At 63.4% G+C, this 18,333-nt stretch carries 22 protein-coding genes; 6 read left to right on the top strand and 16 right to left on the bottom strand.

The genetic code is table 11. The features are described from left to right. Positions 1-495 precede the first annotated feature (495 nt). The gene (locus GL300_RS04015) at positions 496-1,611 is read right to left on the bottom strand and encodes an Mrp/NBP35 family ATP-binding protein (protein WP_155038257.1); all 1,116 of its coding nucleotides are present in this window, start codon (positions 1,609-1,611) and stop codon (positions 496-498) included. Positions 1,612-1,931: 320 nt separating this feature from the next. On the opposite strand from GL300_RS04015, the gene GL300_RS04020 reads away from it, so the two are divergent. Beyond that, on the top strand, positions 1,932-2,159 hold the full coding sequence (locus GL300_RS04020) for a DUF1127 domain-containing protein (RefSeq protein ID WP_155038258.1): 228 nt from the start codon (positions 1,932-1,934) through the stop codon (positions 2,157-2,159). A gap of 628 nt (positions 2,160-2,787) precedes the next feature. Further along, a complete protein-coding gene (gene rlmJ, locus GL300_RS04025; protein ID WP_155038259.1) occupies positions 2,788-3,558 on the top strand; it encodes a 23S rRNA (adenine(2030)-N(6))-methyltransferase RlmJ in 771 nt (256 codons plus the stop codon). Here rlmJ and GL300_RS04030 read toward each other — a convergent pair. The 4 genes from GL300_RS04030 to gatC are packed head-to-tail and all read right to left on the bottom strand — an operon-like array spanning position 3,549 to position 6,526. Further along, positions 3,549-4,175 carry an N-acetylmuramoyl-L-alanine amidase gene (locus GL300_RS04030; RefSeq protein ID WP_155038260.1) on the bottom strand — a complete coding sequence of 209 codons (627 nt, stop codon included), beginning with the start codon at positions 4,173-4,175 and terminating at the stop codon, positions 3,549-3,551. The genes rlmJ and GL300_RS04030 overlap by 10 nt on opposite strands. Beyond that, positions 4,172-4,732: a hypothetical protein gene (locus GL300_RS04035; RefSeq protein ID WP_155038261.1), complete on the bottom strand. Its 561-nt coding sequence runs from the start codon at positions 4,730-4,732 to the stop codon at positions 4,172-4,174. The genes GL300_RS04030 and GL300_RS04035 overlap by 4 nt, the downstream gene beginning before the upstream one ends. A gap of 25 nt (positions 4,733-4,757) precedes the next feature. Then, the gene (gene gatA, locus GL300_RS04040; RefSeq protein WP_155038262.1) at positions 4,758-6,242 is read right to left on the bottom strand and encodes an Asp-tRNA(Asn)/Glu-tRNA(Gln) amidotransferase subunit GatA; all 1,485 of its coding nucleotides are present in this window, start codon (positions 6,240-6,242) and stop codon (positions 4,758-4,760) included. Beyond that, positions 6,239-6,526 carry an Asp-tRNA(Asn)/Glu-tRNA(Gln) amidotransferase subunit GatC gene (gene gatC / locus GL300_RS04045; protein WP_155038263.1) on the bottom strand — a complete coding sequence of 96 codons (288 nt, stop codon included), beginning with the start codon at positions 6,524-6,526 and terminating at the stop codon, positions 6,239-6,241. Before gatC ends, gatA begins: the two co-directional genes overlap by 4 nt. A gap of 140 nt (positions 6,527-6,666) precedes the next feature. Between gatC and GL300_RS04050 the strand changes: the two genes are divergently transcribed. Continuing rightward, complete coding sequence (locus GL300_RS04050; protein ID WP_155038264.1) at positions 6,667-7,359, top strand: metal-dependent hydrolase; 693 nt, start codon at positions 6,667-6,669, stop codon at positions 7,357-7,359. Between the two features lie 163 nt (positions 7,360-7,522). Here the strand turns inward: GL300_RS04050 and GL300_RS04055 are convergent, their stop codons facing one another. The 11 genes from GL300_RS04055 to GL300_RS04105 all read right to left on the bottom strand — a co-directional run bounded on the left by GL300_RS04055 (position 7,523) and on the right by GL300_RS04105 (position 14,678). Continuing rightward, positions 7,523-7,687 (bottom strand): hypothetical protein, encoded by a 165-nt coding sequence (locus GL300_RS04055; RefSeq protein ID WP_155038265.1) that lies wholly within the window; start codon positions 7,685-7,687, stop codon positions 7,523-7,525. A 132-nt stretch (positions 7,688-7,819) separates the two neighbouring features. Next, positions 7,820-8,602 (bottom strand): succinate dehydrogenase iron-sulfur subunit, encoded by a 783-nt coding sequence (locus GL300_RS04060; RefSeq protein ID WP_155038266.1) that lies wholly within the window; start codon positions 8,600-8,602, stop codon positions 7,820-7,822. Positions 8,603-8,668: 66 nt separating this feature from the next. Next, on the bottom strand, positions 8,669-8,977 hold the full coding sequence (locus tag GL300_RS04065) for a hypothetical protein (RefSeq protein ID WP_155038267.1): 309 nt from the start codon (positions 8,975-8,977) through the stop codon (positions 8,669-8,671). Continuing rightward, positions 8,977-9,336: a hypothetical protein gene (locus tag GL300_RS04070; protein ID WP_155038268.1), complete on the bottom strand. Its 360-nt coding sequence runs from the start codon at positions 9,334-9,336 to the stop codon at positions 8,977-8,979. The genes GL300_RS04065 and GL300_RS04070 overlap by 1 nt, the downstream gene beginning before the upstream one ends. Continuing rightward, positions 9,336-11,138, bottom strand: coding sequence for a succinate dehydrogenase flavoprotein subunit (gene sdhA, locus GL300_RS04075; protein ID WP_155038269.1), 1,803 nt, complete (start codon positions 11,136-11,138; stop codon positions 9,336-9,338). The genes GL300_RS04070 and sdhA overlap by 1 nt, the downstream gene beginning before the upstream one ends. 9 nt (positions 11,139-11,147) lie before the next feature. After that, a complete protein-coding gene (locus GL300_RS04080) occupies positions 11,148-11,537 on the bottom strand; it encodes a succinate dehydrogenase, hydrophobic membrane anchor protein (RefSeq protein ID WP_155038270.1) in 390 nt (129 codons plus the stop codon). 14 nt (positions 11,538-11,551) lie between these two features. Next, positions 11,552-11,944 (bottom strand): succinate dehydrogenase, cytochrome b556 subunit, encoded by a 393-nt coding sequence (gene sdhC / locus GL300_RS04085; protein WP_155038271.1) that lies wholly within the window; start codon positions 11,942-11,944, stop codon positions 11,552-11,554. Between the two features lie 284 nt (positions 11,945-12,228). After that, a complete protein-coding gene (locus GL300_RS04090; protein ID WP_155038272.1) occupies positions 12,229-12,435 on the bottom strand; it encodes a DUF1737 domain-containing protein in 207 nt (68 codons plus the stop codon). Position 12,436: 1 nt separating this feature from the next. After that, complete coding sequence (locus tag GL300_RS04095; protein WP_155038273.1) at positions 12,437-12,988, bottom strand: NnrU family protein; 552 nt, start codon at positions 12,986-12,988, stop codon at positions 12,437-12,439. Positions 12,989-13,030: 42 nt separating this feature from the next. Further along, positions 13,031-13,870 (bottom strand): HpcH/HpaI aldolase/citrate lyase family protein, encoded by an 840-nt coding sequence (locus GL300_RS04100; RefSeq protein WP_155038274.1) that lies wholly within the window; start codon positions 13,868-13,870, stop codon positions 13,031-13,033. 73 nt (positions 13,871-13,943) lie between these two features. Then, entirely contained in the window at positions 13,944-14,678 is a 735-nt protein-coding gene (locus tag GL300_RS04105) for a sulfite exporter TauE/SafE family protein (protein WP_155038561.1), read from the bottom strand. A 224-nt stretch (positions 14,679-14,902) separates the two neighbouring features. Here GL300_RS04105 and mdh point away from each other — a divergent pair, with 224 nt between their 5' ends. The 3 genes from mdh (at position 14,903) to sucD (ending at position 18,205) form a co-directional block, all read left to right on the top strand. Beyond that, the gene (gene mdh / locus GL300_RS04110; protein ID WP_155038275.1) at positions 14,903-15,865 is read left to right on the top strand and encodes a malate dehydrogenase; all 963 of its coding nucleotides are present in this window, start codon (positions 14,903-14,905) and stop codon (positions 15,863-15,865) included. 255 nt (positions 15,866-16,120) lie between these two features. Further along, positions 16,121-17,314: an ADP-forming succinate--CoA ligase subunit beta gene (sucC, locus tag GL300_RS04115; protein WP_155038276.1), complete on the top strand. Its 1,194-nt coding sequence runs from the start codon at positions 16,121-16,123 to the stop codon at positions 17,312-17,314. A gap of 6 nt (positions 17,315-17,320) precedes the next feature. Continuing rightward, on the top strand, positions 17,321-18,205 hold the full coding sequence (gene sucD / locus GL300_RS04120) for a succinate--CoA ligase subunit alpha (protein WP_155038277.1): 885 nt from the start codon (positions 17,321-17,323) through the stop codon (positions 18,203-18,205). Positions 18,206-18,333 lie beyond the last annotated feature (128 nt).

Below are 18,333 nucleotides of genomic sequence, written 5' to 3' on the forward strand. Positions count from 1 at the left end.
GTTGCCTGTATGAAGCCTGCTTGTCGCCTTCGGGGTCTTGTTGCCCCTTGAAGCCCGTTTCCGTGATGAAAGGGATGACATGGGATTGCATGGGACGCAATGGGTTTGTTTGGCGCGAAACCCTGTCTTGGCGGGGTTCCGCCCGTCGAATCCGGGGGAACGAATTGTCACCTCAGATTCACAAATGGAAGGTTTGGAATTCTTGCGAGACCAGACCACTACATATGGTAGTTAAAAATAGCTGCGGCAAAAATCCCACATTTTCCCAGAAAGCGGATGAAACGGGCTGCCAAGCGCCGGGATAGCCGTTATCAGGGCCGGCTGCGCGCTTCGGGATTCGCGGTAAATTCCGACAACTCACATTGGCTCACGCCACGGTGATTCGTGATTCCCACCTCATTCCCGTGAATTCCCAGCCGCTGATCCCGGATGTCGGGCATGACAAAGGGGCCGCGCCGGGCCCCTTGCCTTATTCTACCTATGGGCGAATCAGCCTCAGGCCATCCCGCCGCCAATCAGCCGCTGTGCCAGACGCGTGAAAGCGTCCGAGACCGGGCCGTCCGTCGCCGCGATCGGCGTGCCGCCATCGCCCGCCAGACGCACCTCAAGGTTCAGCGGAATCTCACCCAGGAAAGGCAGGCCCAACTGCTGCGCCTCGGCGGCGACGCCGCCATGACCGAACAGATGCGCCTCATGGCCGCAATTCGGGCAGATATAGGTGGACATGTTCTCGACCAGACCCAGAACCGGCGTCTTCAGCTTGTTGAACATGTCGATGGCACGGCGGGCATCGATCAGCGCCACGTCCTGAGGGGTCGAGACGATGATCGCGCCGCTGACCTGCGCCTTCTGGCACAGCGTCAGTTGCACATCGCCGGTGCCGGGCGGCAGGTCGACCAGCAGCACGTCCAGCTCGCCCCAATTCACCTGACCCAGCATCTGCTGCAGCGCGCCCATCAGCATCGGGCCGCGCCAGACCACGGCCTCGCCTTCCTTCATCATCAGACCCAGCGACATGACGGTGACGCCATGGGCATGCAAAGGCTGGATCATGTCGCCCTCGCTGGTCGGGCGCTGCCCGGTCAGACCCAGCATGCGCGGCTGCGAGGGACCGTAGATATCGGCATCCAGCAAGCCCACCCGGCGCCCGGCGCGCGCCAGCGCCACCGCGAGGTTCGAGGTCAGCGTCGATTTGCCAACGCCGCCCTTGCCCGAACCGATGGCAAGAATGCGGGCAACGCCGCTGACCGGCGCGGGACCGGCCTGGGGGGTCGGGTGGCGACCGATCTTGAGACTGGGCGGCGGCTCACCCTGACCAGAGCGCGCAACGACTTCGGCCCCGGCAGGGGGCGCACGGCGCGGCCCGGCGGGGGCAGTCATGACGATCTGCACCTTTTCGACACCGGGAATCGCCCGCAACCGGCGTTCGGCCTCGGCCTCGACAGGCGCCATGGCGCGGGCGGCATCGGCATCGGCGGCCTCGATGACGAATCGAACCGTGCCGTTTTCAATGGAAAGTGCGCGCACGAGGTCGGCCGAAACCAGATTTCCACCTCCCGGAACCGCGATCTGTTGCAGTTCGGAAAGCACACGTTCTCGTGATATCGTCATTTCGACCCCCGGAATTCAAAGCGTCCGCAGCATGTCAATTTTGACTGTCCTCGGCAAGCACGGCCCGATTGGTCGTGATAACCCACTGAAACCTAGCGCAACTTGCGCCGGATTATCATGGTTTCGTTGATACTGAACCAATGACTTCAGAAAAAGTTAATAGTTATGAAGGATTTGCGACCCCGTTAATCGAAAGCCATTCCGTTTCTGCATAGCAGCATCACGCCCCCGTCTCTTGTGCATTTGCAGCAGAAAGAGCATGTTCGCCCTAACAGAACGACGGGCTTTTCCGAAGTTCACACGATGTAAGAGTGGTTGATATGGCTGTTATCGAACTGAACCAAGGCGCGGCTCGCAAAAACGAAGTTGCCGAAGGACGTTTCGGGAACCTTCTGGCCGATCTGCGCGATTACTTCTCTCGCCGGGCGCTGTTTCGCCAGACCGTGCGCGAGCTGAACGACCTGACCGGTCGCGAGCTTGCCGATCTGGGGATCAACCGCTCGATGATCCGCAGCGTGGCTTACGAAGCCGCCTGGGGGTCGAAATAAAAGAATAGAATACCCGACCCTCTCCTCCTCCCTTGGGTCCGGGTTCAGGCGGCATCCTCTCCTCCTCCTCCCTTGAGGATGTCGCCGCCCTAATACCGTGAAGCCCCTCCTCCTCCCTGGGCTTCGCAGTTCAGGTGGCACCCTCCTCCTCCTCCCTGAGGGTGCCACCGACCTTATACCGTAAGGCCCCTCCTCCTCCCTGGGCCTTGCAGTTCAGGTGGCACTCTCCTCCTCCTCCCTGAGGGTGCCACCTATCCTATACCGTAGGGCCCCTCCTCCTCCCTGGGCCTTGCAGTTCAGGCGACACCCTCCTCCTCCTCCCTGAGGGTGTCGCCGACCTTATACGGTGAAGCCCCTCCTCCTCCCTGGGCTTCGCGGTTCAGGCGGCACCCTCCTCCTCCTCCCTGAGGGTGCCGCCGAAAAACCACCGTTCGGGAAATTCGAATGCGACGGCCCCTCCTCCTCCCTGGGTCGTCTGCTCGCGGTCGATGGCTCCTCCTCCCTGCCATGGACCGCACCCCATACGCGGCCCCTCCTCCTCCCTGGGCCGGCGTTACGCGGCGGTGCCCCTCCTCCTCCCTGGGCACCGCCGCTTTTCATTTCTGCACAAGACGGATATTGCCGGGACATGTTGTCCTATCAGCACGCCTATCACGCCGGGAATCTGGCCGACCTGCACAAGCACGCGCTGCTTGCGTGGATGCTGGATTACCTGACCGCCAAGCCAAAAGCCCTGAGCTATATCGAAACCCATGCCGGGCGCGGTCTTTACGACCTGTCCGGCCCGGAATCGGAAAAGACCGGGGAAGCACGCGCCGGCATCACCCGGGCGCTGGCCGAAAACTGGCTGCCCCAGGATCACCCGCTGCAAGCCGCGCTGGAGCAGATCCGCCATATGCACGGGCCGAATGCCTATCCCGGCTCACCGCTGATCGCGCGCTACTTCCTGCGCCCCGAGGACAATGCCCATCTGGCCGAGCTGCACCCGGCCGAGCATGAGGCCCTGTCCCGCGTCGGTGGCTTTGCCTATCTGCACAAGCAGGACGGCTTTGCGATGGCGCAGGCGGTTTGCCCGCCGATGCCGCGTCGCGGGCTGCTGCTGATCGACCCCAGCTATGAGGTCAAGGCCGATTACGACGCGGTTCCCCGCCAGATCGGGCTGCTGCATCGCAAATGGAACGTCGGCGTCATCGCGCTGTGGTATCCGATCCTGATCGATGACCGGCAGGCCCCGATGGTCCGCGCCTTGATGAAGGATCACCCCGAGGCACTGCTCTCAGAGGTGCGTTTCCCGCCTGCACGGCCCGGTCACGGCATGGTTGGCTCGGGAATGTTCGTGCTGAACCCGCCCTATGGCTTGCAGGACGAGGCCCGAAGGATCGCGGCACTTTACCGCTGAGCCGCCAGACCCGCAGCCAAGCAGCGGTCGGTGGCATCCTCGGGGCCATCGGCCCAGGGACGGAAGCGCAGGCGAAAGGCCGACAGCGCAACCGGGTTGTCGGGATAGCCGATGGCGGTCAGGCTGGCGGTTAGCGGCAGGTCCGGTCCCGGCGCTTTCGGCCAGTCGGCCAGCCCCTGCAAGGCCAACCTGCGCCAGTCGAAACGCGGACCGGGATCGATCTTGCGATCCGGGGCCATGTCGGAATGAGCGATGATCGCGGCGGCCGGAATATCCCAGCGCGCCATGATCAAAGGCAACAATGCTTCCAAAGCCGCCATCTGAGGTTCGGGAAAGGGCCGGTCGCCGGGATTGACCAACTCAATCCCGATGGAACGCGAGTTCACATCCTCACGCCCCTGCCAGCTTCCAGCCCCGGCATGCCAAGCCCGGCGATCCTCGGGGACCAAGGCCTCGGTCGCGCCGTCCTCATGGATCAGCCAATGGGCGCTGACCTCGGCTTCCGGGTCGCATAGACGCGCCCGGGCCGATGGCCCATCCGCCATGCCGGTATAGTGCAGGACGACCAGTTCCGGGCGCTGCCCGCGCCGGTCGCCGTGATTGGGCGAAGGGCTCAAAGCCCGTTCGACTGCCTGACCGGGCGCGGGTCCCAGCCACAGACGAAGCCGTCCCCGTCCGGGTCCATGCCACGCGGGTCCAGAAGCGGCCCACCATTGGCGATGAAGCCGCGCTGCGCCGCATCGACCGAAGGATAGTTGCTGCACAGCCGCGCCGATTGCGCGACCGAACCGCCGGTCCGCTTGTAAAGCGACGTGCCGGGATTTTGCTGTTCCTGATGAGCGTATTTCACCAGAACCGGCGTGGTCCCGGCATAGGGGCCAGTGGTGGTGACAGGCGCGCGGCTGCCCTCGACCAGAACGGCCTTGGCGGGCGTGGTCGAGGTCGGCGTTGCACCCAGATCCAGAACCGAAGGGGCGTTGGCAGGCAGTTGGACCGGGATCACCTGCGGAACAGGACCCTGCCCGACCAATGCGACCTCACGCTTCTGCAAATAGGCCGCATAGGGCGTCCCGTTGCGGATCGCGCTGTAATTCGGATTCCAGCCGGTATTCTCGTTACAGCCCGCCACCGCCAGAACCGAGGCCAGCATGGTCAGGATCGCCAGTCGTTGCATCACGCACCCTCCAGTTCCGGGCTGCTTACCACCAGCGCGCCGGTTTTGATGCAAATCCTGCCGCAGTTTCCAGTGATTGCGCAAGGTTCAACAGCCCACCCTCGTCCCAGGGACGTCCGATCAGTTGCATTCCAAGCGGCAAACCCTGCTTGTCCAGCCCCACGGGAACTGAAATCCCCGGCAGACCGGCAAGGTTCAGCGTCACGGTGAAGACGTCGTTCAGATACATCTCGACCGGATTGCTTTTATCCGCCGTGCCCAGACCAAAGGCCGCGCTGGGGGTGGTCGGCGCCAAAATTGCGTCAATCCCGGCGGCATAGGCCTGATCGAAATCGCGCTTGATCAACGCGCGAACCCTGCGGGCACGGTTGTAATAGGCGTCGTAGAAGCCTGCCGACAGGACATAGGTCCCGACCATGACGCGGCGCTGGACCTCGGGGCCAAAGCCTTCGGCGCGGGTGCGCTCATACATCTCGACCACGCCATCGCCTGCGCCCAGCTTGGCGCGGCGGCCATAGCGCACGCCGTCATAGCGCGCGAGGTTCGAGGATGCCTCGGCCGGAGCGATGACGTAATAGGCGGGCAGCGCGTATTTCGCATGCGGCAGGCTGATATCGACCACCTCGGCCCCGGCATCGCGCAGCATTTCCGCGGTGCGCGACCACAGCCCGTCGATTTCGTCCGACAGGCCGTCGATGCGATATTCCTTCGGGATACCGATCTTTTTGCCGCGGATGTCGCCGGTCAGGGCGGATTCGTAATCCGGAACCGGACGGTCGGCGCTGGTCGAATCCTTGGCATCGACCGAGGCCATCGCGCCCAGCATGATCGCCGCATCGCGCACCGTCTTGGTGATCGGCCCGGCTTGGTCCAGCGACGAGGCATAGGCGATCACGCCCCAGCGGCTGACGCGGCCATAGGTCGGGCGCAGGCCCACCGTGCCGGTGAATGCCGCAGGCTGGCGGATCGAGCCGCCGGTATCGGTCGCGGTCGCGGCAAGGCACAGATCCGCCGCTACCGCCGCCGCCGAGCCGCCCGAGGAGCCACCTGCCGTACGGTCCACGCCATCACCCAGTTTCCACGGGTTGACGGTCGGGCCGTAAACGCTGTTCTCGGTCGAGGAGCCCATGCCGAACTCATCCTGGTTCAGCTTGCCCAGCATGACCGCGCCCTGATCCCAAAGGTTCTGGGTCACGGTCGATTCATATTGCGGGACGAAGCCTTCAAGGATGCGGCTGGCCGATTGGCTGGGCACGCCTTTCACGCAGAACAGATCCTTCACGCCAACCGGAATCCCGGTCATGGCCTTGGCATCGCCCGCCTTGATCCGCGCATCGGCGGCAGCAGCCATGTCACGCGCCATCTCGGGCGTGTTATGGACGAAGGCGTTCAGCGCCCCCGAGCCCTCGATCGCCGAAATGCAGGCCTCGGTCAGTTCGACCGCGGTGGTTTCGCCCTTGGCCAGCGCGTCGCGAGCCCCGGAAATGGTCAGTTTGTTCAGATCGCTCATTCCACCACCTTCGGCACGGCAAAGAAGCCTTCACGCGCATCGGGCGCGTTCTTCAGGACCAGATCCTGCTGTTCGCCGTCGGTGACGACATCCTCGCGCCGCTTCAGGCGCATCGGCTCGACGCCGGTCATGGGCTCGACACCCTCGACATCGACCTCGTTCAATTGTTCCATGAAATGCAGGATGCCATTCAGCTCCTGCGCCAAGGCCGGCAGGTCCGCATCAGCAACCGCGATGCGCGCCAGATGCGCGACCTTGCGGGCTTCGTCCTCTGTGATCGACATGGGGGCTCCTTTTCGCTTGGGCGTGGGTTTACCCCCCGCGCCGGGTCGGGGCAAGCGCCGGGAGGCCCCGCCCCGCATGGAACTTTACGGCGGCGGCACCGCTTGGCAGGATGCCACGGCGAAGGAAAGGAACCCTCCCCATGAAACTGACCTGGCTTGGCCATTCCGGCTTCCGGCTTGAGATCGAGAACGCCGTAATCCTGATCGACCCCTGGCTGTCCGGCAATCCGGTCTTTCCCGCCGAGAGCCGCGATCAGGCTATTGCGGGTGCCACCCATATCCTGCTGACCCACGGACATGGCGACCATACCGGTGACACGCTGACCATCGCGCGCGAGCTGAAAATCCCGGTTGTCGGCATCTATGACCTGATCAGCACCTGGGAAACCCATCAGGGCATCCAGGGGGTCGGCTTCAACAAGGGCGGCACGGTCGATCTGGGCGGGGCCAAGGTCACCATGGTGAATGCCAGCCACTCCTCATCGCTCGAAGGCAATGAGGGCCCGATCTATGCCGGTCACGAATCCGGCTACATGATCGCGGGCGAGGGCCATGTGATCTATGTCTCGGGCGATACCGACATCATGGCCGATATGGGGTGGATGGGCGAATATCACCAACCCGATATCGGCATCCTGTCAGCGGGCGGTCATTTCACCATGGACATGAAGCGCGCTGCATGGGCGGCACGGAAATACTTCGACTTCAAGACCGTGATCCCCTGCCATTACAAGACCTTCCCGCTGCTAGAGCAGTCAGCCGATGCCTTGAAGGCGGGCCTACCCGGTGTCGAGGTGATCGAGCCCGTGGTGATGACACCGATCGAGTTCTGACCGCCGCGCCTGCGGAAAGCTCGGCATGGGTATTTGAAAAACGGTGAAGATCAACGCAACCGCGTGACACTCACCGTTTCACGAATACCCGGCAGGGTAGGACGGTGAAATGACAAAAGCGCGGCCGAAAAGCCACGCCATCATCATCAACCAGTCGTCGCGATCAGGCGGCGAGGCGTTCTTCTGCAGCCTCATAGGGCAGCGGTTCAAAGCTGAAATAGCCATACATCTGTTCAAGGACGGCCATGGCTTCGGTCGCAGCCGGGGCGGCGGCACGGTTCAGCACGGCGATCTTGGCGGCGTCTTTCAGGGTCTCGGGGGTCGTCATCTGGCAGCTCCGGGATCGAACGAATCCAATCCTCCCTGCCCGGTCAGATAGCGTCGCGCCGCACCGAAATCCAGTGCGGCGCCACGATTTCCTGGGCAATTGGCCGCATAGCGGCCATGCCCTGATGGCAAATCAGACGATGCGATCGACCATCATGTGCTTGATCGAAGCAATTGCCTTGGCCGGGTTCAGACCCTTCGGGCAAGTGTTCGTGCAGTTCATGATCGTGTGGCAGCGATAGAGCTTGAAGGGATCTTCCAGCGCATCCAGACGCTCGCCGGTCGCTTCATCGCGCGAATCGATGATCCAGCGGTAAGCATGCAGCAGTGCCGCCGGGCCCAGATAACGGTCGCCGTTCCACCAGTAGCTGGGGCACGAGGTCGAGCAGGACGCGCACATGACGCATTCATACAGACCGTCCAGCTTCTTGCGGTCCTCGATCGACTGGCGCCATTCCTTGTCCGGGGTCGGCGTCTCGGTGATCAGGTAGGGGTTCACCGAGGCGTGCTGGGCATAGAAATGGGTCAGGTCCGGGATCAGGTCCTTGACCACCGGCATATGCGGCAGCGGATAGATGTTCACGTCCTTGCCGGTCACTTCGTCGATGCCAAAGATACAGGCCAGACGGTTGCCGCCGTCGATGTTCATCGCGCAGGAGCCGCAGATCCCCTCGCGGCAGGAGCGGCGGAAGGTCAGGGTCGGGTCGATCTCATTCTTGATCTTGATCAGCGCGTCCAGAACCATCGGGCCGCATTTGTCGAGATCGATGAAATAGGTGTCGATACGCGGGTTTTCCCCGGTATCCGGGTCCCAGCGGTAGATATTGAAGCGGCGGACGTTCTTGGCGCCTTCGGGCTTGGGCCAGGTCTTGCCGACCCGCATGCGGCTGTTCTTGGGAAGGGTAAGTTGGACCATTGGGTAACTCCTGGTGGTCAGACCGCCGTCATGCGGTAGGCTGGGTAGCATGGCTGAGGGGCGACATCACGCGCTCCAGCCCGGTTGTTCTTGTAGCGGCCGCTTAGGCGGCTGGCCCGAGCGGCGACGGACACAGGCGTCGAAAACCTCGGCGGGATCGCGCCCGTAAAGGTAATCCGACGAAACCTCGAAGCCGACATAGCCGCTGCGATAGCCGCCCGATCCCAACCCCAGACCGATCTCGGTGCGGGGTCCGGTGGCGTCGCGGGCGGCCTGAAGGCAGTTCCGCTCGGCCTGTTCGACCGGCACCGGCGCGCAGGCGGCCATCCCCAGAAAGCCGGGGATCAGGGCCATCAGCGCGCCGCGCCCTGCCATCAGGCGGCCGTCTTGGCCGCGGCTGCCGCACCCGCGATGCATTGCGTCGTCGAGGGACGGCTGACGATCGAGGCCACCGCATCGCTGGCCCCGGTCGCGCCCGAGTCCGCGATGCCGGCCAGTTCGGCCGTGGTCGCGTTCTGGATCACGCAATCGGTATAGGGCGCGACATTCGCACCCGGGAGGCGCTTGGCCATCTCGCGGTTGATGACGACGCGCGCATTCGAGCGCACGGCCGCATCGGGCGCGGGTTTCGGAGGCTGGACCTGCGGCACGGGTGCCGGCGCGGTCGTCGGGCCTTGCACCACGCAGCCCGAAAGGGCCAGCGCGGCAACGGTCAGGACAAGAGGAAGACGCATCAATAAACCCTCGCTTTGGGTGCGATTTTTTTCAAATCGATCCCGCCTTCCTCGGCCGTGGTCAGAGGCTCGAGATGGACGGGGCGATAGGCCAGTCTAACATCGTTGCCTTCGATCCACGCAAGCGAGTGCTTGCGCCAGTTGGCATCATCCCGCTCGGGCCAGTCCTCATGGGCATGGGCGCCGCGGCTTTCCTTGCGCGCCTCGGCCCCGACAATGGTCGCCAGCGCGTTCGGCATCAGGTTGGTCAGTTCCAGCGTTTCCATCAGGTCGCTGTTCCAGATCAGGCTGCGGTCGGTGACCTTCAGGTCATCCATCTTGGCAGCGATGACCTTCATCTTCTCCATGCCCTCGGCCAGCGTGGCATCGGTGCGGAAGACGGCAGCATCGGCCTGCATGGTCTTTTGCATTTCCAGACGCAGCTCGGCGGTCGAGATCGAGCCATTCGCATTGCGGATGCGGTCGAAACGCTCCAGCGCCTTGTCGACCGATTCCGTATTGGTGACCGGGATCGGCGAGTCGCGGTCGACAACCTGACCGGCGCGGATCGCGGCGGCGCGGCCAAAGACCACGAGGTCGATCAGCGAGTTCGAACCCAGACGGTTTGCCCCGTGGACCGAGGCGCAACCGGCCTCGCCCACCGCCATCAGGCCGGGGAAGACGGCGTCCGGGGTTTCCTCGGTCGGGTTCAGCACCTCGCCCCAGTAGTTGGTCGGAATGCCACCCATGTTGTAGTGCACGGTCGGCAGGATCGGGATCGGCTCACGCGTCACATCGACGCCGGCAAAGATCTTGGCCGATTCCGAGATGCCCGGCAGACGCTCGGCCAGGCTTTCCGGCGGCAGGTGCATCAGGTTCAGGAACATGTGGTCCTTGTGCTCACCCACGCCGCGGCCTTCGCGGATTTCCATGGTGATGCAGCGCGACACCACATCGCGCGAGGCCAGATCCTTGTAGGTCGGCGCATAGCGTTCCATGAAACGCTCGCCTTCCGAGTTGGTCAGGTAGCCGCCTTCGCCGCGGGCGCCCTCGGTGATCAGGCAGCCCGAGCCATAGATGCCGGTCGGGTGGAATTGCACGAACTCCATGTCCTGCAGCGGCAGACCGGCGCGGGCGACCATGCCACCACCGTCGCCGGTGCAGGTATGGGCCGAGGTCGCGCTGAAATAGGCGCGACCATAACCGCCGGTGGCCAGAACGACCATCTTGGCGTTGAAGACATGCATGGTGCCGTCATCCAGCTTCCAGCAGACGACGCCAGTGCATTTCCCGTCGGTGATGATCAGGTCCAGCGCGAAATATTCGATGAAGAACTCGGCTTTTTCCTTCAGCGACTGGCCATACAGCGTGTGCAGGATGGCGTGGCCGGTGCGGTCGGCAGCGGCGCAGGTGCGCTGCACCGGCGGGCCTTCACCATATTCGGTGGTGTGGCCGCCGAAGGGACGCTGGTAGATCTTGCCTTCCTCGGTGCGCGAGAAGGGCACGCCGTAATGCTCAAGCTCGTAGACGGCCTTGGGGGCCTCACGCGCCAGATATTCCATGGCGTCGGTATCGCCCAGCCAGTCCGAGCCCTTGACGGTGTCATACATGTGCCACTGCCAGCTGTCCGGGCCCATGTTCGACAGCGAAGCGGCAATGCCGCCCTGTGCCGCGACGGTATGCGAACGGGTCGGGAAGACCTTGGTCACGCAAGCCGTGCGCAGGCCCTGTTCGGCCATGCCCAGCGTCGCGCGCAGACCAGCCCCACCGGCGCCCACGACGACGACATCATATTCGTGCGTTTCGTATTTATAAGCAGCCATTGGGGAACCTCAAAGCACGACGATCGCGCCCAGGCCCATGCGGGCCAGCGCGTAAACGGCGGTGGCGATGACCGCCCAGCCGAAGATGACGGAAAGGATGATGGCGCCCTTGCGCACCCCACCCTGGAAATAGTCGTCGATCATGATGCGCGTGCCCTTGATGAAGTGCAGCATGCCCACGATGACGAAAAGACCGGTGATCAGCGCCGGGAAGGGACGGGCGAAATAGGCCAGAACCAGTTCGCGCGGCAGACCGATGGCGCGGGCGATGGTGATCATGAACAGCGGCGTCAGGATCAGCAGCGCGACGGCGGTGACCGTCATCGCCCAGTGATGCTGGGTGCCTTCATGGGCCGAACCAAGGCCTTGGGCGGATTTGCGGGGGGTGATGTAACGCATGGTGCCGCCTTTCCTCAGAACGCGAAGAAAATGATCAGGGTCAGCACGGCCAGCACAACCGAGCCAGCGATGATCGCCTGGCTGGATTTTTGCGCCTGCTCGATCTCAAGACCGTAACCCGCGTCATAGAACATGTGACGCAGACCGGCGAGCAGGTGGTACCACAGTGCCCACATCGAGCCGGTCAGGATGATGAAGCCCAGCCAGGACCGCACCAGCCAGTCGACGCAGGCGAAAGCGCCCGGCGAGGCCACGGCGGCGGCAAGCCACCAGACGATCAGCACGATGCCGGCAACCAGCGCATGACCGGTGATCCGGGTCATGATCGAGGTGACGGCGGCGAGTGGCAGGCGGTAAACCTGCAGATGGGGTGACAGCGGCCGGTTGCCCCGGTTGACGTCAGCCATGATGCGCTCTCCTGCGTTCAGGGGCCCAAGCTCGCGCGGCGGCTGGCGGCAAGGGCTGGCCGAGAAATTGGCTCTGCTTCTAGTCGTTTTGCCGTCACTGTCACGGGACGAAGCCGACGGAAAGGGGGATATTCACGAAAAATTGCGGTTTGTGATCACGCTGTTGCCGCCCGTGATCACAGCTGACAACTGCCCCTGCGGCTGGTTGCGGTATCAGTGACGGAACGGAAACTTCACGCGGAAACCTGAGCGATTCCATCACGCAAAGCGCCGCCCCCTGCGGGTCACTGCTGGCCCAGCTTCATCTCGGGGTGATAATCATCCGCGATTTCCTTGGTCACAGCCTGCGCGCAGCGCATGACGCCGCGCGCCGCGTCGAAGGCGATCGAGGGCGCGCCATGCAGTTCCCAGCCCTTGGACAATGCCGCGCTGACCTTGTGGCAGAATTCCGACGTGTCATCCTCGGTCAGCAGGCGGTAAATCTTGGGCATGTCAGCCTCCGAATGGGTTGTAGCCAAGCCCGCGATGGACCAGCCCCACCACCAGCATGACGATGACGGCCCCAACCACCGCCATGATTTCCTTTTTCACCGGGAAGGGTCCGGCGGGCGGGGTCCAGCCCGGCTCGGCCCGGTTGATAGCCGCCATTTCCGCCAAGGCCCAGAGCAGCAGCCCACCGAACAGGATGAAACTGGGCAGGTCGCCATTGGGCAGCAGATGGGCAAAGGCCCATAGCGCAAAGCCGGTCAGCTGAGGGTGGCGCAGGCTGCGGGTGATGCGGGTCTTCATCCCCGCCGCCGCGAAAAGATAGAAGGCCGCCAGCACCAGCAGGTTGTTGATACCCTTCAGGGGAGCGCTCGCACCCCACCAATAGGGACCGTCGCTCATCCGGTAGCCAAGGATCATCAGCAGGACCGAGGCGATCAGCACCGCCGTCACCAGCCGCTTGCCCTTTTCGCCCATGCCGGCACGGGTTCCTGGGGCGGCACGCTTGAACAGGTGCGCGCCCCACCACAGGGCCACGCCAAGGATCAGGATCAACATCTGGCTATTCCCTTGCTGGATGCATTTGCGGGCAGGTTGGCGTCAGGCCGTCATTTTGGCAATCGCCTCGGCCTTGGCCAAGGTGGCGCGGGCGGTCACGACATGCAGATTCTCGACAATGCGGCCGTCCAGAACGGCGACGCCCAGACCCTGCGCGGCGGCCTGCTCATGCGCGGAGATCTGGCGGCGGGCCAGATCGATCTCGGCCTCGGACGGGCCAAAGACCGCGTTGGCGATGGCCAGCTGAGCGGGATGGATCAGGGTCTTGCCGTCAAAACCCATGTCGCGGCCCTGCTCGCATTCGGCGCGCAGGCCCTCGTCATCCTTGAAGGCATTGAAGACACCATCGACGATGATACGCCCATGCGCGCGGGCGGCCAGCAGGCACAGGCCCAGACCCGCCATCATCGGCAGCCGGTCGGCCCGGAAACGGGCGTTCAGTTCCTTGGCCAGATCATTCGTGCCCATGACCATGCCCTGCAGCCGGGGATGGGCGGCAATCTGTGCCGCGTTCAGCATGCCCGCGGCGGTTTCCAACATCGCCCATAGCGGCGTGTCGGGGATCAGGGCCGCGACCTCATCCAGATCCTCGGGACGCGACGCCTTGGGGACCAGCACCGCATCGGCCCCGGTCGCGAAGGCGCGGGCGTCATCGGCACCCCACGCGCTGTCCAAACCGTTGATCCGCACAATGCGCAGCCGCCCGCCGTAATCCTGCTGCAAAGCCTGCGCCAGCAGCACCCGTGCGGCGGGCTTTTCGGCAGGCGTTACCGCATCCTCAAGATCAAAGATGATCGCATCCGCAGGCAGGCTGCGCGCCTTATCCATCGCACGAGCATTTGCGGCGGGTATATAAAGGACTGAGCGGCAGGGTCGGGTCATCGTTACCTCGGGTCGGATGTCGTGGGCGACGCTGACGGCAAAGCGGTCGAATCGCAAGCCTTGGCCGGACGCGTCACAGCGCCACCCAGATCAGCCGCAGCGACACCAGGATCAGCGCCCAGGTGATGAACTTGTAGAATACGGTCGAGGGCATGCGCCGGATGATCCACAACCCGCAGATCACGCCGATCACCCCCGGCACCATCAGCACTGCCGCCACCGACAGGTTATGCAGCGAAAGCTGGCCAAGAAAGGCATAGGGGACCAGCTTGACCGCATTGCAGATGGCGAAAAAGATCGTCGTCGTGCCTGCGAAGACCATCGGCTCCAGCCGCAACGGCTGGGCATAGACCTGATAGGGCGGCGCGCCGGAATGCGACACAAAGCTGGTATAGCCCGAAAGCAGCCCCCAGAAGGTGCCGCGCCCCATGTCGGGCGCACGGCCAAGCCCCAGATGCGCCGGACGCAGCAGCGCGTTCAGTGCAAAGACCAGCCCGATCACCCCGATGATCAGCCCGACGAAACTGTCATCGACCAGATGCGCCGTAGCCCAGCCCAGCCCGATCCCTGCCACGGCACCGGGCAGCAGCGTCGCCAGCACCCGCCGGTCAAAGCTGCGGCGAAAGGCGATCAGCCCGCCGATATCTGACGCTATATAGACAGGTAGCAATATCCCCGCCGCCTGCACCGGCGACATGACCAGCGACATCAGCGGGACCGAGATCACCCCCACCATCGCCAGTCCGCCCTTGGCCAGCCCGACCGCAAAGGCCGCGACGATTCCCAAGACCCAGCCCCAGACATCCAGTCCCATTGCGCATGCTCCCTGCCCCGTAGCCGGACTAGGCCATGGCTGGACGCGATGCAATGCGCAGGACCCTTGCGGCCTGCTATCGCTAACCTGCTGGGAAAGCAGGCGGGACCCTGCCGGATCACGGTGAAATATGCAGGATTTGACGGGCAAGGCTTGCGAATTGCCAAGCAAGGGAATACGCCACCGCGCGAACCAATCATGGAAATCGGAGGTTTACCATGGCCCGACCCAAGATCGCTCTCATCGGCGCAGGTCAGATCGGCGGCACGCTGGCGCACCTGGCCGCGATGAAGGAACTGGGCGACGTCGTCCTGTTCGACATCGCCGAGGGCACGCCTCAGGGCAAGGCACTGGACATCGCGCAGTCGGGCCCGTCCGAAGGCTTCGACGCCGTGATGAAGGGCGCCAACGACTATGCCGATATCGCTGGTGCCGATGTCTGCATCGTGACCGCTGGCGTTCCGCGCAAGCCGGGCATGTCGCGCGACGATCTTCTGGGCATCAACCTCAAGGTCATGAAATCGGTCGGCGAAGGCATTGCCAAGCACGCTCCGAACGCCTTCGTGATCTGCATCACCAACCCGCTGGACGCGATGGTCTGGGCTCTGCGCGAGTTCTCGGGCCTGCCGCATGAGAAAGTCGTCGGCATGGCCGGCGTGCTGGACTCGGCGCGTTTCCGTCACTTCCTGTCGCTGGAATTCGGCGTCTCGATGCGCGACGTCACCGCCTTCGTTCTGGGCGGCCACGGCGACACCATGGTCCCGCTGGCCCGTTACTCGACCGTTGGCGGCATCCCGCTGCCGGATCTGGTCTCGATGGGCTGGACCAGCCAGGAGAAACTGGACTCGATCGTCCAGCGCACCCGCGACGGCGGTGCCGAGATCGTTGGCCTGCTGAAAACCGGCTCGGCCTTCTACGCTCCGGCGACCTCGGCCATCGAGATGGCGGAAGCCTATCTGAAAGACCAGAAGCGCGTCCTGCCCTGCGCGGCCTATGTGGACGGCGCTTACGGCCTGAACGGTCTTTATGTCGGCGTCCCGACCGTGATCGGTGCCAACGGCATCGAGAAGGTCATCGACATCAAGCTAAACAAGGACGAGCAGGCGATGTTCGACAAATCGGTCGACGCCGTCAAAGGTCTGGTCGCCGCTTGCAAAGGCATCGACGGCTCGCTGGCCTGATCCGACGCCGCCAGTCGTACAAGATGAAAACCCCGCGGCATCCTGCCGCGGGGTTTTTTCGTCCCTTCCGCACAGAGTCGCGACGCGTCGGACATGCTTGCGTTAACAATGGAAATATTTGCGATCACAGCCAGAATGAGTGTGATCACAAACTGCCGAAACAAGCGGATTTTACCGCCCGCACGGCCCTAATCGCTTTAGAGCACCATCCGAATGTGCAAAAAGCCCGCCAACCGATAATTGCGGGGAAGTAGCATGAACATCCACGAATACCAGGCCAAGGCGCTGCTGCGCCATTACGGCGCGCCGGTTTCCGACGGCCGCATCGTGATGAAGGCCGACGAGGCCAAAACGGCAGCTGGCGAGCTCGACGGGCCGCTTTGGGTCGTCAAAGCCCAGATCCATGCCGGCGGTCGCGGCAAGGGCCACTTCAAGGAAGCCGAAGCTGGCGAAAAGGGCGGTGTCCGCCTGGCCAAGTCGGTTGAAGAGGCCGAAGAGCTGACCCGCCAGATGCTGGGCCGCACGCTGGTCACGCACCAGACGGGCGACGCTGGCAAGCAAGTCAACCGCATCTACATCGAAGACGGCAGCGACATCGAGCGCGAGCTGTATCTGGCGCTGCTGGTTGACCGCCAAACTTCGCGCGTGTCGTTCGTCGCCTCGACCGAAGGCGGCATGGACATCGAGGAAGTCGCTGCCCATACCCCGGAAAAGATCGTCAGCTTCTCGGTCGATCCGGCTTCGGGTCTGTCGGATTTCCACGGCCGCCGCGTTGCCTTCGCGCTGGGTCTGACCGGTGGTCAGGTCAAGCAATGCGTGGCGCTGGTCAAAAACCTGTATCGCATGTTCATCGAAAAAGACATGGAGATGCTGGAGATCAACCCGCTGATCGTCACGCCCGAAGGCAACATCAAGTGCCTCGACGCGAAGATGGGCTTTGACAACAACGCCCTCTACCGCCAGCCCGACGTCATGGCGCTGCGCGACGAGACCGAAGAAGATCCGAAAGAACTGGCTGCCTCGAAGTTCGACCTGAACTACATCGCGCTGGACGGTGAAATCGGCTGCATGGTGAACGGCGCCGGTCTGGCCATGGCCACCATGGACATCATCAAGCTGTTCGGCGCCGAGCCGGCCAACTTCCTTGATGTCGGCGGCGGCGCGACCAAGGAAAAAGTCACCGAGGCGTTCAAGATCATCACCTCGGACCCGAACGTCAAAGGCATTCTGGTCAACATCTTCGGCGGCATCATGCGCTGCGACATCATCGCGGAAGGCATCATCGCCGCCGTGAAGGAAGTCGGCCTGCAGGTTCCGCTGGTCGTCCGTCTTGAAGGCACCAACGTCGAGCTGGGCAAAGAGATCATCTCGAAATCCGGCCTGAACGTGATCGCCGCCGACGATCTGTCGGACGCCGCTCAGAAAATTGTCAAAGCGGTGAAGGGGTAATTTTCCATGGCCGTTCTCGTAGATAAAAACACCAAAGTCATCTGTCAGGGCATCACCGGCTCGCAGGGGACCTTCCACACCGAACAGGCGATCGCTTACGGCACCAAAATGGTCGGCGGTGTCACCCCCGGCAAAGGCGGCTCCGAGCATCTGGGTCTGCCGGTCTACAACTCGGTCCACGAGGCCGTGGCGATGACCGGCGCGAATGCGACCGCGATCTATGTTCCGCCGCCCTTCGCGGCTGACTCGATCCTGGAAGCCATCGACGCGCAGGTTCCGCTGATCGTCGCCATCACCGAGGGCATCCCGGTTCTGGACATGATGCGTGTGAAACGTGCCCTGCAGGGCTCGAACTCGCTGCTGATCGGTCCGAACTGCCCCGGCATCATGACCCCGGACGAATGCAAGATCGGCATCATGCCGGGCAGCATCTTCCGCCGCGGTTCGGTGGGCGTGGTTTCGCGCTCGGGCACGCTGACCTATGAAGCCGTGAAACAGACCTCGGACGTTGGCCTCGGCCAGTCCTCGGCTGTCGGCATCGGCGGCGACCCGATCAAGGGCATGGAGCATATCGACGTGCTGCGCATGTTCCTCGACGACCCGGAAACCGAGTCGATCATCATGATCGGCGAGATCGGTGGTTCGGCCGAAGAAGAAGCCGCCGAGTTCCTGGCCGAGCAGAAGCGTAAGGGTCGCTGGAAGCCGACCGCCGGTTTCATCGCAGGCCGCACCGCGCCGAAGGGCCGTCGCATGGGCCATGCCGGCGCCATCGTCGCCGGTGGTAAGGGTGATGCGGAATCGAAGATCGAGGCCATGAAATCGGCCGGGATCATCGTTGCCGACAGCCCCGCCGGTCTGGGCGAAGCCGTTCTGAAGGCCATCGGCCGGTAACGTCTTCGTAAGACTTTTGACTTAGATGCAGCCCCTACCTACCTTGGGGCTGCGTCGAACCCCTTTCAGCAGGTGTCAGATTGCTCGTTCGTCCTTGCCAGACAGCTCGCATCACCCCGACCGGTTCC

This window comes from Paracoccus litorisediminis (assembly GCF_009711205.1).
Lineage (GTDB): Bacteria > Pseudomonadota > Alphaproteobacteria > Rhodobacterales > Rhodobacteraceae > Paracoccus > Paracoccus litorisediminis.